The 13,194-nt window shown below is 62.1% G+C and carries 13 protein-coding genes; 7 read left to right on the plus strand and 6 right to left on the minus strand.

Features of this window, described 5'->3' with window-relative positions; genetic code table 11:
- Positions 1–46 precede the first annotated feature (46 nt).
- From yjgA to VM94_RS16185, 3 genes are all read left to right on the plus strand, one after another.
- The gene (yjgA, locus tag VM94_RS16175; protein ID WP_034746337.1) at positions 47–646 is read left to right on the plus strand and encodes a ribosome biogenesis factor YjgA; all 600 of its coding nucleotides are present in this window, start codon (positions 47–49) and stop codon (positions 644–646) included.
- A 76-nt stretch (positions 647–722) separates the two neighbouring features.
- Positions 723–1,352 (plus strand): molybdopterin adenylyltransferase, encoded by a 630-nt coding sequence (gene mog, locus VM94_RS16180; protein ID WP_046684319.1) that lies wholly within the window; start codon positions 723–725, stop codon positions 1,350–1,352.
- The gene (locus VM94_RS16185) at positions 1,349–2,017 is read left to right on the plus strand and encodes an alpha/beta hydrolase (protein ID WP_046684320.1); all 669 of its coding nucleotides are present in this window, start codon (positions 1,349–1,351) and stop codon (positions 2,015–2,017) included. The genes mog and VM94_RS16185 overlap by 4 nt, the downstream gene beginning before the upstream one ends.
- A gap of 53 nt (positions 2,018–2,070) precedes the next feature.
- On the opposite strand, the gene VM94_RS16190 is transcribed toward VM94_RS16185, so the two are convergent.
- The 5 genes from VM94_RS16190 to VM94_RS16210 form a co-directional block, all read right to left on the minus strand.
- Positions 2,071–3,627 carry a S1C family serine protease gene (locus VM94_RS16190; protein ID WP_235432925.1) on the minus strand — a complete coding sequence of 519 codons (1,557 nt, stop codon included), beginning with the start codon at positions 3,625–3,627 and terminating at the stop codon, positions 2,071–2,073.
- 94 nt (positions 3,628–3,721) lie between these two features.
- The gene (locus VM94_RS16195) at positions 3,722–4,288 is read right to left on the minus strand and encodes a carboxymuconolactone decarboxylase family protein (RefSeq protein WP_046684322.1); all 567 of its coding nucleotides are present in this window, start codon (positions 4,286–4,288) and stop codon (positions 3,722–3,724) included.
- A complete protein-coding gene (locus VM94_RS16200) occupies positions 4,288–5,136 on the minus strand; it encodes a fumarylacetoacetate hydrolase family protein (protein WP_046684323.1) in 849 nt (282 codons plus the stop codon). The genes VM94_RS16195 and VM94_RS16200 overlap by 1 nt, the downstream gene beginning before the upstream one ends.
- Positions 5,081–6,430 carry an MFS transporter gene (locus VM94_RS16205; protein WP_046684324.1) on the minus strand — a complete coding sequence of 450 codons (1,350 nt, stop codon included), beginning with the start codon at positions 6,428–6,430 and terminating at the stop codon, positions 5,081–5,083. Before VM94_RS16205 ends, VM94_RS16200 begins: the two co-directional genes overlap by 56 nt.
- Before the next feature lie 2 nt (positions 6,431–6,432).
- Positions 6,433–7,797: a KamA family radical SAM protein gene (locus VM94_RS16210; protein WP_046684325.1), complete on the minus strand. Its 1,365-nt coding sequence runs from the start codon at positions 7,795–7,797 to the stop codon at positions 6,433–6,435.
- A gap of 282 nt (positions 7,798–8,079) precedes the next feature.
- Between VM94_RS16210 and VM94_RS16215 the strand changes: the two genes are divergently transcribed.
- Positions 8,080–8,538, plus strand: coding sequence for a cache domain-containing protein (locus VM94_RS16215; protein ID WP_046684326.1), 459 nt, complete (start codon positions 8,080–8,082; stop codon positions 8,536–8,538).
- Between the two features lie 64 nt (positions 8,539–8,602).
- Positions 8,603–10,297: a methyl-accepting chemotaxis protein gene (locus VM94_RS16220; RefSeq protein ID WP_046684327.1), complete on the plus strand. Its 1,695-nt coding sequence runs from the start codon at positions 8,603–8,605 to the stop codon at positions 10,295–10,297.
- Here VM94_RS16220 and VM94_RS16225 read toward each other — a convergent pair.
- The gene (locus VM94_RS16225; protein WP_046684328.1) at positions 10,294–10,872 is read right to left on the minus strand and encodes a DNA-3-methyladenine glycosylase; all 579 of its coding nucleotides are present in this window, start codon (positions 10,870–10,872) and stop codon (positions 10,294–10,296) included. The two genes, VM94_RS16220 and VM94_RS16225, sit on opposite strands and share 4 nt — an antisense overlap.
- 289 nt (positions 10,873–11,161) lie before the next feature.
- Here VM94_RS16225 and VM94_RS16230 point away from each other — a divergent pair, with 289 nt between their 5' ends.
- A complete protein-coding gene (locus VM94_RS16230; RefSeq protein WP_046684329.1) occupies positions 11,162–12,028 on the plus strand; it encodes an HDOD domain-containing protein in 867 nt (288 codons plus the stop codon).
- A gap of 102 nt (positions 12,029–12,130) precedes the next feature.
- A partial coding sequence (locus tag VM94_RS16235) for a hypothetical protein (protein WP_046684647.1) occupies positions 12,131–13,194 on the plus strand: 1,064 nt, incomplete at its 3' end.

The following is a 13,194-nucleotide window of genomic DNA, read 5'->3' on the forward strand; positions in this document are numbered from 1 at the left end:
GTTTACAGTTTACAGGTGCGGCCTACGCGGCCAATCCCGCCTTATCATGCCAAATCCAAACCGGGGAGCTTGCGGCTTCCAATCGACCGAATTCGAACAGGAATATGAACGTCCTTCGAAGTCGGAACTCAAGCGCCAGATGACCGTCCTGCAAAAGCTGGGCGAAGAACTCGTCAATGAAGCACGTGACCGCGTCAAGCGCGTCCCGATGCCGGAAGACGTGCGCGACGCCATTCTCGAATGCCAGCAAATCAAGGACCACGAAGGCCGCCGCCGCCAGCTGCAATACGTGGGCAAGAAGATGCGCACCCTGGATGAGGAAGAAGTTGCCGCCATCCAACGCACCATCGATAGCTGGAAAGGCTTGTCGAAAGCCGACACGGCCAATATGCACGCGATGGAACGCCGCCGCGACAAGCTGTTGACGGACGACAAGGCATTAACCGTCTTGCTGTCGGAAAACCCGGAGCTGGACGTGCAGCACCTGCGCACCCTGATCCGCAATGCCCGCAAGGAGCAAGCCGAGAACAAGCCGCCAAAAGCCTACCGCGAAATCTTCCAGATCTTGAAAGAGATCGCCAAGAAGAAAAACGGCGGCAAGAAAGATGCCGACGAAGATGACGTTGAAGGCGAAGACGACGAGTAAAAAACTGGGGTCTGACCCCAGCATTGACGAAAAACCGGGATCAGCCCGGTTTTTTTACGACATAGACAGGTGCCCCATGACCACGATAGAAGACGAATTGATTATCGGCCTCGTGTCGATCTCGGACCGCGCCAGCGGCGGCGTATATGAAGACCTGGGCATCCCGGCCCTGGAAAGCTGGCTGTCCGCCGTCATCCGCACGCCATTCCGCCTGGAAAAGCGTTTGATCCCGGACGAGCGCTCGCAAATTGAAAACACCCTGATCGACATGGTCGACCTGAGCCACTGCCATCTGATACTGACGACGGGCGGCACGGGTCCGGCGCGGCGCGATGTGACGCCGGACGCCACCTTGTCCGTCGGGACCAAGGAAATGCCCGGTTTCGGCGAACAGATGCGCCAGATCAGCCTGCAATTCGTGCCGACGGCGATCCTGTCGCGCCAGGTGGCCGTGATCCGCGAAACGCCCGAGCGCGCCGCCCTGATCATGAACTTGCCGGGCCAGCCGAAAGCCATCAAGGAAACCCTGGAAGGCTTGAAAGACGCTGACGGCAAGCAACTTGTCAACGGCATCTTTGCCGCCGTACCATATTGCATCGACCTCATCGGCGGTCCCTACATGGAAACCGACCCGGCCATCTGCAAGGCCTTTCGTCCCAAATCGGCGCTGCGTCCGGCGCAACCCCTACCTGAGGAAAACACATGAGCACCTTGCTGGAAACCATAGAACTCGACAGCGCACCGAATCCCACCGTCTCCATCATCTGGATGCACGGCCTGGGCGCCGACGGCAACGACTTCGTGCCCCTGGTGAAAGAACTTGATTTGCGCGGCTGCCCCGCCATCCGCTTCATCTTCCCCAGCGCCGGCACCATGCCCGTCACCATCAACAACGGCTATGTGATGCGCGCCTGGTACGACATCCTCGTGAGCGACCTCGTGCGCCGCGAAGATGAAGGCGGCTTGCGCGCCTCGCAGGCGCAGATCGAAGCGCTGATCGCGCGCGAAAAGGCGCGCGGCATTCCCGCCAGCCGCATCATCCTGGCAGGTTTCTCGCAAGGCTGCGCCATGACCTTGCAAACGGGCTTGCGCCATGCGGAACCGCTGGCTGGCCTGATGTGCCTGTCCGGCTATCTGCCCCTGGCCGACAAGACGGCGGCCGAGCGCACCCCGGCAAGCCTGGAAACGCCGATCTTCATGGCGCACGGCACGGCCGACCCCGTCGTGCCGGTCGCCCGCGCACAACAGTCGCGCGACTTGCTCACCGGCATGGGTTACAAGGTGGAATGGCACGAATACATGATGCAGCACTCGCTGTGCCAGGAAGAGATCGACGCCATCGGCGCGTGGCTGAAAAAAGTCCTCGCCTAAAATAAAACAGGCGCGGTGTGCGCCGCGCCTGTTGTCTTGCGAAACGCCGGGAGCTAGTTGCTCGCCGGCGTTTTTTCATTCCAGATTTTCAGCATGTCGGGCGACGCTTCCGAGCGGATGCCGTTGTCCGTCAGCACCGATTCCGTCGCTGCCAGCATGTCCTTGCGGGGCACGACGACCATTTCCGCATCGCGCTGCTGGAAGCGGAACGTCAGCAGTTCATCCGTCTGGTCGCGCAGCAAGGCCACCAGGTGCGCCAGGCTGCGCACGCGCACGCCGTTGACGGAATCGACGACCGAGAAGAAACGGGTACTGTAGCCATTCATCAGCTTGTGCGGGAAGAATGGCGCCGCGATCACCACCAGCTCTTCGCGCTCGCTATCGGGCGCATCGCCGCGCCGCGTGGCCAGCGGATTGCCGGCAAACGCCATGCCGCCCAAGATTGCCGGATTGCCATTCGGCGCCGCCATGAACTCCGTGCTGGCGCGTGAAAACACCATCGGGCCGAAGATGAAATAGGATGGGTAATTGCCCTGCAGGCCGCCAATGAGCATCGGATGCGCCGCCGAGACGGGCACCTTGATTTTCAGGGACGCGCCCTGGCGCACCACCGTCAGCGGCAATTCGCCATCTTTCGCCAACTGCTGCACCCGGTACTGGAAGCGCACACGGCTGTTGGCATTCAGCTTGACCATGCCCTGGTTGTCGATGGGAAAATCGCCAATATGCGTGATGACATCCCACTCCTTGAGCGGGTAGGCCGCATCCTTGCTGGCCGGCGTCATCACGACAGCGCCCTCGACACCCTTGGCCAGCTTCAGATAGGTGCGCAACGCGGGGTTTTCCAGCGTTTGCGTCACGTCGCGCATGGCCGGCTTGCCCTTGGGCGCGCCACTTTCCTGGTCGCGCAGGAACAGCTCGATTTCCTCGTTGGGGATGATGTAGCCGATGTTTTGTGCATTGAGCATGCCGGCAAAGGCCAGGCCGATCATCTTGTCGCCAGCGATCACGGGGCCGCCGCTATTGCCCGGATTGATGGCCGCATCGATCTGGATGCGCAGGCCGGAGACGGGAAAGTTGTAGCGCACGAATTCGATGCGCGAGACGATGCCCTTGGTGATCGACAATGAGGTGCCGCCCGTCGGATAGCCATACGCCAGCACGGCATCGCGCACGTCCGGCATGACGTTGGCGCGCGGCACCGCTTTGTGGCTGGCGAAAAAACTGTCGTCATCGATTTTCAGCAAGGCCAGGTCCATGCCGCGCGAGATGGCCAGCACGGTCGCCGGTATCTTGTCGCCGGCGCCGTTGGCCTGGATCTGCACCTGGCTGGCATAGCCGACCACGTGCGCATTGGTGAGGATGCGGCGGCCTTCGATGACGACGCCGGAACCCGTCACCTCCTGCGGCGCGGCCTTGCTCCACGGCTTGTACGGATCGGGCCCGCGCAGGGTGGAAAACACCTTGACGACGGAGTTTTCCAGGGCGGAAGCGCTGGCGCTGGCGGCCGTCTCGGCGGCAAGCGCACGCACCGTCATCAAGGGGCAAAAAGAAAGGGCCAGCGCCAGGAAGGCGCGGCCCATCAGGGTTGAGCACGGACGAGTTTTCATTGAGCTTGTTGGCAATGGAAGGGAAGTAAAATTATATATTGAATAATTGCAACTTCATTACACTTTGTCCATCTTTGCCGAAGAACTCCTCTAATCAGGCAGGCAAGGGCGTCGCACCCAAGGCCGGCACGGCCGTCTGCGCCCCATTCATCACCATGGCCAGGAAGGTGTAGTAGCCATTGATACCCATCAAGTCCACCACGCCGTGCTCGCCGAACAGCGCCAGCGCCCGCGCATACGTGGCGTCGCTGATCCGCTTGTTCTGCTGCAGCTCGATGCAGAAATCATGCACGGCTTGCTCGTCTTCTTTCAGGGCAAGCGGCAAGCGCCGTTCAGCAATGGCGTCCACGGCCGCTTGCGCGATGCCGTTCTGCACGGCCAGCGGCGCGTGGATGGCCCACTCGACTTGCTGGTCCCACTGGCGCGCCGTCACGAGGATCGCCAGTTCCGACAGCCGCGTGCCGATGGCGCTGCGATAGCGCAAATACTCTCCCATACGCTGCGCCGTTTCCATCAGCTCCGGGCTGCGGATCAGCGGCACGAAGGGGCCGTACAGCGCCCCGCGCGGGCCGTCGATGATGGCTTGCGCGGCCGCGCGCTGCTGCGGGTCCAGCTGGTCCAGCGGCAACGGGGGCAAGCGGTCGAGATCGCTACCGGCCATCAGGCGGTCCAGGCGACCACGTCCTGTTGCTGTTCGCCCAGGCCGGCGATACCCAGGCGCATGCTGTCGCCTTTTTTCAGGAAACGCTGCGGCTTGCGGCCTTGGCCCACGCCCGGCGGCGTGCCTGTGGCGATGACGTCGCCCGGTTCCAGGGTCATGAATTGCGACAAATAGCTGACGATCTGCGCCACCGTGAAAATCATGGTTTGCGTATTGCCCGTCTGCATGCGCTTGCCGTTGACTTCCAGGTACAGGTCCAGATCCTGCTCGTCGATGACTTCATCGCGCGTCACCAGCCACGGGCCGACAGGACCGAAGGTGTCGCAGCCCTTGCCCTTGTCCCACTGGCCGCCCCGCTCCAGCTGGAACGAGCGCTCGGAAATGTCGTTGACGACGCAATAGCCGGCCACGTATTTCAAGGCGTCCTCTTCGCTCACGTATTGCGCACGCGTGCCGATGACCACGCCCAGCTCCACTTCCCAATCCGTCTTCTTGGAACCTTTTGGCAACACGACATTGTCGTCCGGGCCATTCAGGCAAGTGATGGCCTTCATGAACACGATGGGTTCGGCGGGGATAGCCATGCCGGATTCGGCTGCGTGATCCGCGTAATTGAGGCCAATGCCGATGAACTTGCCGACTTTCGCCAGCGGCACGCCGAAGCGTGGGTTGCCGCGCACGAGGGGCAGCGTCTTTTCATCGAGCTTGGCCAGCTTGCGCAAGGCCTTGTCGGACAGTTGTGCGCCGTCAATATCGGCAATCACGCCGGACAGGTCGCGCAGTTTGCCTTCTTCATCGATCAGGCCCGGTTTTTCCTTGCCTGGACGTCCATAACGAACGAGTTTCATAGTCTTCCTTGGAGTTGATCATTGCCGCTGTGCAGGCTGCCATTTTACCGGATGGCCCGGCACGCCTGTAGCGGTCTATGAAAAACATCGCAAGTCCCGGCAGTTGCAAGGCCGCCAGCACGCCGAACGCCGCCTGGTAGGCCTGCGGCGGATACTGCTGCTGGCTGTTCAGGGGCCAGCAGCCGAGGATCAGGCCAAAGCCCGCCTGCACCAGGAAGGCGCCCGTGAAAATGAGCAAATTCAGGCAGGTGGCCGCCCTGCCCGTCAGGCTGGCCGGCATGCTTTGCGCGACGATCGCATACTCGAGCCCCGTCACCGTGCCCAGCAAGGTAAACAGCACGGACAGCAATGGCAGGCTGGGCACCACATTGCACGCCATCGCCACTTGCACGGCGACAAACAGGACGATGCCGGCGCCCGCCACTTGCATCGGTTCAATCGCACGCCGCCCGGCCCATTCCGTCAGCATGCCCATGCCGATGGCGCCGAAGATGACGGCCGCCATGCCCAAGTACAACAAATACGCGACGTTGTCGTCGGACAAGCCGCCCACGTCGGCCAGCCAGCGGCCTATCCACAAGCCTTGCACGCCAAAGAACACCGTGTGCGGCAGCAGGATCAGTGCGATGGTGCGGCGAAAAGCGGGATCGCGGTACACGCTCCAGACGCTGACCTTGCTAACCTTGCTCGTGCCAGCGGCAGGCGCGGGCATGGCTGGCGACAGCAGGCGGATCAGCAGCCCGATGGCCAGCGCCGCCAGCGCCAAGCCCAGGAACACGCCGCGCCAATCCGTGTAGTGCAGAGCCAGTTTGACGGGCATGGTGGCCGTAGCCGCGCCCAGGCCGCCCACGGCGATCAGATAGCCATGCACGGAAGGCAGGCGCGATGGGGCGATGGCGCACGAGACCGCTTTCACGGCGGCCATGAAACAGCCACCCAGGCCCGCCCCCATCAAGGCGCGTGCCCACATCAGCTCGGCAAAGCTGTGGCCCCGGCTGAACAGCCACACGCCCAGGGCCGCCAGCGCCAGCAGCCACAGTTGCACCGTACGGGGGCCGTAGCGGTCGAGCGCCATGCCGATCGGTAGTTGCACCAGCGCAAAAGCGAGAAAAAAGGCGCTGGTGAGCAGGCCCAGCTGGGCTGGCGTGAGGGCGATGGCGCCCAGCAACTCGGCCGTCAGCACGGCATTGACGCCGCGCAGCAGGCACGACAGATAATGCCCGAGCGCGAACGGCAGGAACACCAGGCAAAACACGGCCACGCCGCAGCGGGAAGAAGCGCCGGCGCCGTGCATGCTCAGGCGGCCTGTGCCAGGCGGATGATTTTGTGCGGCACCTGGGGCACGGGTTCATCCGTTTCAAAGAAAAACTTGTCGTGGCCGAACGCGGGCTTCAAATGATCCAGCCACGTCGCTTCCGCATCGAATTTCGCATAAAACGGCCGGCGCACCCAGTCCGGGTTGCGCGCCTGCAAAAATTGCAGGGCAAACAGCTTTTCACCATGGATGGTGACGATACCGTCGATGACGACCTTGCCGGGAAAGGCGCTCATGGAAGGCCCACGCACCGTGCGCGACAGGCCCGACACCATCTGATAGGCGGCCTGGAAAATCTCGTGCGCCTTTGCCAAGGGCAACTCGAAATAGCCGCGCGGACCCGTGTCCCGTTCGACAAACATGTAATACGGAATCGCCCCCAGACGCGTGCCCGTCTGCCACAGCTCGGCCCAGCTTGCCGGGTCTTCGTTGATGTGACGGATCAGCGGCCCCTGCATGCGCAAGGTGGCGCCCGTGGAGACGATGCGTTTCACAGCTTGCTGGGCGATGTTCTGGCGCAACTCGACGGCATGGCTGTAATGGCCCATCACGGCCAGGTTCTTGCCCGCCTTGACGATGCGCTCGAACAGGCGCATCAAATCATCCGCATCGCGGTCGGACACGAAGCGCTGCGGCCAATACGCCACCGCCTTGGTGCCGATGCGAATGTTCTGGATATGTTCCAGGCCCGGCGCCAGCAGCGGCTCCAGGTAGGCGGCCAGTTGCCGCGTGTTCATGATCATCGGGTCGCCGCCCGTGATCAGCACGTCCGTCACCTCCGGATGCAGTTTCAGATAGGCTGCCAGCTCATGCGACTCGCGCGCATCGAACTTCATGTCGTCCATGCCGACGAACTGGGGCCAGCGGAAACAGAAAGTGCAATACGCGTGGCAGGTCTGGCCCGCGCTGGGGAAGAACAGCACCGTTTGCGCATATTTATGCTGCAGGCCCCGCACGGGCGCATCGTTGACTCGCGGCACGTTATGCGTCATCTGGCCGGCAGGATGGGGATTCATGCCCAGGCGCAAGCCATGCACATAGGCGTCGATGGCCGCCTTGTCCTGCTTGACCAGCACCAGGTCGCGCAAGTGCGCGTACTGCTCGGGCGGCAGCATGTCGCGGTGGGGAAAGACGAGGCGGTAGATGGGATCGTCAGGGATATTGTTCCAGTCGATCAGCTGATCGAGCACATATTCATTGGTGCGAAACGGCAAGACGTGCGACACCACCTGCACGGCTTCGCGCTGCTCTTCCGGCAGCCATTCCCACTGCCGCGCCTGCTGAATGGTTTGCCGTGTGTACGGCTTGAACTTGGGTGAAAACGGCTCGGTAATGAGTGCGGACACGATCGGCTCCTTGCCTGTAAATAGCGATAACTTTCATGAAATTGGCCCCATATCGGCCAATCCCAGCCTTTTTCTCCCGCATGCGAGACCACCTCGGCATGCTGTGAAAGTCATCATAGTTCTTGCCGTGCAGAACCAAATTGCTGCATATCAACAAGCCGTCGATACGTTGCAAGCTGCCTACAAGCAACACTTTAGTTTGTTCCATCGCAATCTGAGGCGGACTTCGGCGACGTAAATTACGACTTGGCAACACATCCCTCGATATCACAAGGAGCTTTCATGAAACGCTTATTCACGGGTAGCCTGCTGTGCCTGGCATTTGCCGGCGGCAACGTCAGCGCCGCGGTCGAACCAACGGAAAAGGACGCCATCGCCATGGCCGAACGGGGCGCCACCTTCATGAAGGCGCATGGCAAGGAAGAAATGATGAAGAAAATCACGGCAAAAGACCCCGATTTCGTGCAGGGTTCGCTGTATGTCGACATGCGCGACATCAAGACGGGCATCGTGCTGGCCCACCCCATCAATCCTTCCATCGTAGGCAAGGATCTGACGGACGTGCCCGATGCGAATGGCAAGAAATATCGCCGTGAAATCATCGAACTGGCGCAAAAGCAAGGCAAGGGCTGGGTCGACTACCAGTACAAGAATCCCACCAGCGGCAAGATCGAGCCGAAGACCACCTACATCCTGCGCGTCAACGATGTGGTGCTGGAAGCGGGCATCTACAAAAAATAAGACAGGGGCGGCGCGCACGCCGCGCGCCGCCTGCGGTTGGAACAGCCATAGCCAGGAGGCAAGCATGCTCAATCAATTACGCATCGGACCAAAATTATTGCTGGCGCCCACCCTGGTCTTGCTGCTGCTGATACTCAGCTCGAGCGGCGCCTGGTATGGCATGGTGCGGCAAAATGCCTCGCTGGAAAACATGGTGCGGGTACGCATCACGCATTTGAAGGCGGCCGCCGACGTACTAGGCGAGGCCAGGCAGGTGCACGGCAATATGTACCAGTTGCTGTCGTGGACGAATGGCAGCTTCGCCAAGGCCCGCCTCGATACGCTGGAGCAACAGATCAAGGCGCGCCATGCGGCCATCGGCACTCAGCTGGCCACGCTGCGTACCACGGCCACGGGCGCCGAGCGCACCCTCGTCGATGCGGCCATCACGGCCCTGGCCGGCTATCGCAAGGCCGTGCTGGAAACCATGGAAATGGCGCAGATGGACCAGTCGATCGCCACCAATTCCATGCTCAAGGCGGAAACCCAATTCGTCCAGTTCAATACGCAGCTGACGCAGCTGTCTGCCCTGGAAACAACCCTCAGCAACGAGGCCCATGCGACGGCCAGCGCCGAGTTTCGCAGCCTCGGCTGGAGCTTGCTGCTGACGGTGCTGCTATCGATCCTCGTTTCCATCGTCGTGACCATGCTGGTACGCCGCGCCATGCTGGCAGAGATCCGCGGCATCGCCGACGCCGTGCAAGACCTGGCGGCGGGCAAGCTGACAGCCGGCGCGCCCAAGCAGGGCAATGACGAAATCGCCGCCACCTCGCGCGTGCTGGATCAGACCATCGCCCACCTGAACCAGACCTTGCGCACCATCATGGACGCCGTGCAATCGATCGACACGGCCTCGCGGGAAATTGCCACCGGTAATCTGGATTTGTCGGCGCGCACGGAAATGCAGGCCAGTTCGCTGGAAGAAACGTCGAGCGCCATGGAAGCGCTGACGCAAGCCGTCAATGACAATGCCGACAACGCCCAGCTGGCTTGCGAGCTGGCGGGGCAAGCCTCCACCCTGGCCGTGCAAGGGGGCATGTCGATGCAGCAGGCGGTAACGACGATGGCGACGATACGCGCCAATTCGCGCCAGATCGTGGATATTATCGGCGTGATCGATGGCATTTCCTTCCAGACCAATATCCTTGCGCTGAATGCGGCGGTGGAAGCGGCGCGCGCGGGCGAGCAAGGCCGCGGCTTTGCCGTCGTGGCGTCCGAAGTGCGCACCCTGGCGCAGCGCTCGGCCCAGGCCGCCAGGGAAATCAAGACCCTGATCGCCACCTCCGTCACCACCATCGATGGCGGCAGCGTGGCCGTGCAGCAAGCGGGCGACAGCATGGGCGCCATCGTGGCCTCGGTGCAGCAAGTCAATGCAATCATCCAGCGCGTGAAAGAGGCCAGCGCGGAGCAGGCGTCGGGTATCACGGAAGTAAATCAGGCCGTCACGCAAATGGATGACGTCACCCAGCAAAATGCGGCCCTGGTGGAGCAGGCAGCGGCGGCGGCGGCCAGTTTGCAGGACCAGGCCGTCAAATTGTCGGCGGCCGTGGCCGTGTTTACCCTCGGCCCGCTGGCGCCCGCGCAGCCCGCATCGCCTGACGAGGAAGCGTTCCGGCATCCGGCCAGTGCGCAGCAGGAGCGGCGCGCACTGCACAGCCCGCTGCGCGGCATGCCCGGCTTGCACGGCGCAAACACGGCGCCACAGCGCCGGCGCAGCTAGGCAGTTGGCATGCGCATCGGCTTGCTCAGGTAGCGCGAACCAGCCAGCACGAAGCGCCACGGCGTGTCCATCGCCTTGGAAATACCGATGCGCGGGCCTGCGTGCACCATCACCTCTTCCTCGCGCGCCAGCAGCATGAATGGCGGCGCATCGAGCGCCAGCCGGTTATGCATATGCGTGACACCGAGCGCCTGGCACACCTTGCCCGGCCCCGAGCACAGCAGCCGCGCATCTTCGACGCCGCGCCGTTCGCGCATGGCATCGAGTCCCACGAGCGGCTCGATCGCGCGGATCAGCACGCCCGCACCATGGCCCGCTTCGCGGCACACAAAGTTCAGGCACCAGTGGATGCCGTACGAACGGTAGACATAGGCGTGCGCGGGCGGACCGAACATGGCCGCATTGCGCGGCGTCATGCCGCCATACGTGTGCGAGGCAGGGTCGAGCCGGTCATACGCTTCCGTTTCCACGATGCGCCCGCCCACGCCGTCGACCAGCACGGTCACGCCGATCAGCTGGCGCGCCACGCTGCTGGAATCGTCCGCAAAATCGATACCCGCGAGGATTTTTTTCATCCGGCAATTGTACCGCCGTGCATCCCGCCGCACACCTTGCCCGGCCTTGAAAACAAATAAAACTTGCTCTTTTCATCATGAACATCTTCATGGGCAGCGTCGTAAAATGAGGAAAATCGGGGCTGGAGCAGGCCAAAACAGGGATTTTTGCGACAATATATTGCAGAGATGAACTATTGCCATGCATAAACAGCGATAATCGTCGGGCACTGCGCCAGACGCTCATGAAGCGGGCAGCGGCAGCGCGCACAGAATAAGCACCGGGCACAAAAATGATGATGAAAGCGTGATGATGAGAGCGGCAGCGCAAAAGCAGGTAGTGCAGGAAGATCCGGTCGACGCCTTGATGCGTTCCATCCGTATCCCGCCGCGTCCCAGCCTGCTGGTCGACTTGCAGCGCGAACTGGCGGAACAGGACCCGTCGCCGCGCCGCATCGCGCGCATCATCGCCGACGATGTCGGCATGTCCGGCGCTTTGCTGAAACTGGCCAACTCGCCGTTCTATGGCGCCGCGCGCAAGGCCAAGTCCGTCGAGCAAGGTATCAACTTTCTCGGCATCAACCAGTGCAGCGCCATGATGACGGGCTTGCTGGCACGCCAGGCGCTGGAAGCGGAAGGCGTGGAACTGACCAACTTCTGGGATGTATCGGCCAAGCGCGCACGCGCCTTGGTATTTACCTCGCGCAAGCTGCGCATCGCCCCGCCCGACATCGCCCACACCTTCGGCCTGTTCTGCGATATCGGCGTGCCCCTGCTGATGAACCGTTTTCCCGACTACGTCAACACGTATGCGGCGGCGGCCAACGATGCGCAGAATTGCTTTACGGCACTGGAGGACGCGCGCCACCAGACCAACCACGCGGCCATCGGCTGCTTGCTGGCGCGCAACTGGGGCCTGTCCTCCGATGTCTCCTGGGCGATTTTGCACCACCACGACTACACGGTGCTGGCCGACCCGTCCACGGACGACGCCATCCGCTCGCTCGTCGCCCTGTCCTTGCTGGCCGAAAAGGGCATTCAGCGCTACCATGGCAACAGTACTTCGCTCGAGTGGGACAAGGGCGGCGAACTTGCCTGCCAGCATCTCGGCCTGTCGCAGGAAGAAGCCGCCGACTTGCTCGACGAATTGCACGAGATGTTCGATACCGACCATTGAGGTACGGGGCGGCTGCGTCCCCCTGTATCATTCGCCCGGCGTGAGGCAAGCAGCCTCGACGCCCGTTCGCCTGACTTTTACCCTGATAACCAATTGATCGCCATGCCCAAAAATAAGCGCCCTGTCCCCCGTAAATCCGCCAACACGCCAGAAGACAAGGACGAGTCCGTCACGCGCATGCTGTGCACGATGGCCCTGAACCTGGCGGAGCAGGAAGACAGCGAATCGCAGGGCACGGTGCTGGCCGAGCAAGCCGTCGAGTTCGGCCGCCTGATCCGCAAGGCCTTGAATCAAAAGAAGGATGAAATCCTGTACGACGCCATCGAGCGTTCGAAATACGAAGACGTGGGCGCCTACCAGTACCTGCGCAGCCATATCGAGGAAGCGGCCGCCATTTCCGTGATCCGCCGCGAGAATGCGCCGGCTATGGAAATCAACGCCTTCGTCGTGCCCCTGCTGGTGCAAAGCACGGGCGGCCTGAAGGAAGCGGACAGCTTCCAGGACCAGGACGCGTTCGAAGCGCTGGTAAAAAGTTTCCAGCAGGCAGAACTGGAAAGCGCCAAGGCCAAGGTGGTCCTGATGAGCCATGCCTACGACCTCGACGAAATCGACCGCATCACCTATAGCCACCTGCACGAGATGGTGCGCGATGCCTATAGCTCGATGACGGACAAGAAGATCGTCGCTACGCCGGGCCTGGAAAACAGCATCGTCGGCTGGAGCGAGACGGCTTTCGGCCCGCAGGACACGGCCGTCGAACTGCGCTTCCTGCTGGGCTTTGCCTTGAAACGCGTGGACGACCCGTTCTATGCGGAACCGAAGGACGAAGCGGCGCTTGACGCCTGGTTCGACGCGCGCATGGCCCGCTACCAGCAGTGGACGACGGAAGTGGGCGAGCTCGTCAAACGTTGCCTGGCGCCAGCCGGCAGCGCCCTGGAAGTGAGCTTCCTCTACCAGGATTTGTTCCACGGCGGCAAGGAACAAGGCATGAGCGAGTACGCGATGCTGCAGATGATGTCCGGCATCAACCATGCACTGGCGGAAAACAAGGTGGACGCGGCCGACGTCTCGGTAGTCGTCGGCCCGGCCGATGAACATGGCGAAATGCTGCTGCGCGTCAACGTCAGCACGGCGGGCGGCGAACTGCTGCACAGCGCCGACAAGCC

Origin of the sequence: Janthinobacterium sp. KBS0711, assembly GCF_000988085.1 — a bacterium.
GTDB lineage: Bacteria > Pseudomonadota > Gammaproteobacteria > Burkholderiales > Burkholderiaceae_D > Janthinobacterium > Janthinobacterium lividum_E.

Bases quoted from the DNA above. Each gene is read 5' to 3' on its own strand.
- VM94_RS16190 (WP_235432925.1), bottom strand. From the start codon at position 3,627: ATGAAAACTCGTCCGTGCTCAACCCTGATGGGCCGCGCCTTCCTGGCG.
- VM94_RS16200 (WP_046684323.1), bottom strand. From the start codon at position 5,136: ATGAAACTCGTTCGTTATGGACGTCCAGGCAAGGAAAAACCGGGCCTG.
- VM94_RS16205 (WP_046684324.1), bottom strand. From the start codon at position 6,430: ATGCACGGCGCCGGCGCTTCTTCCCGCTGCGGCGTGGCCGTGTTTTGC.
- mog (WP_046684319.1), top strand. From the start codon at position 723: ATGACCACGATAGAAGACGAATTGATTATCGGCCTCGTGTCGATCTCG.
- VM94_RS16185 (WP_046684320.1), top strand. From the start codon at position 1,349: ATGAGCACCTTGCTGGAAACCATAGAACTCGACAGCGCACCGAATCCC.
- VM94_RS16195 (WP_046684322.1), bottom strand. From the start codon at position 4,288: ATGGCCGGTAGCGATCTCGACCGCTTGCCCCCGTTGCCGCTGGACCAG.
- VM94_RS16220 (WP_046684327.1), top strand. From the start codon at position 8,603: ATGCTCAATCAATTACGCATCGGACCAAAATTATTGCTGGCGCCCACC.
- VM94_RS16230 (WP_046684329.1), top strand. From the start codon at position 11,162: ATGATGAGAGCGGCAGCGCAAAAGCAGGTAGTGCAGGAAGATCCGGTC.
- VM94_RS16215 (WP_046684326.1), top strand. From the start codon at position 8,080: ATGAAACGCTTATTCACGGGTAGCCTGCTGTGCCTGGCATTTGCCGGC.
- VM94_RS16225 (WP_046684328.1), bottom strand. From the start codon at position 10,872: ATGAAAAAAATCCTCGCGGGTATCGATTTTGCGGACGATTCCAGCAGC.
- yjgA (WP_034746337.1), top strand. From the start codon at position 47: ATGCCAAATCCAAACCGGGGAGCTTGCGGCTTCCAATCGACCGAATTC.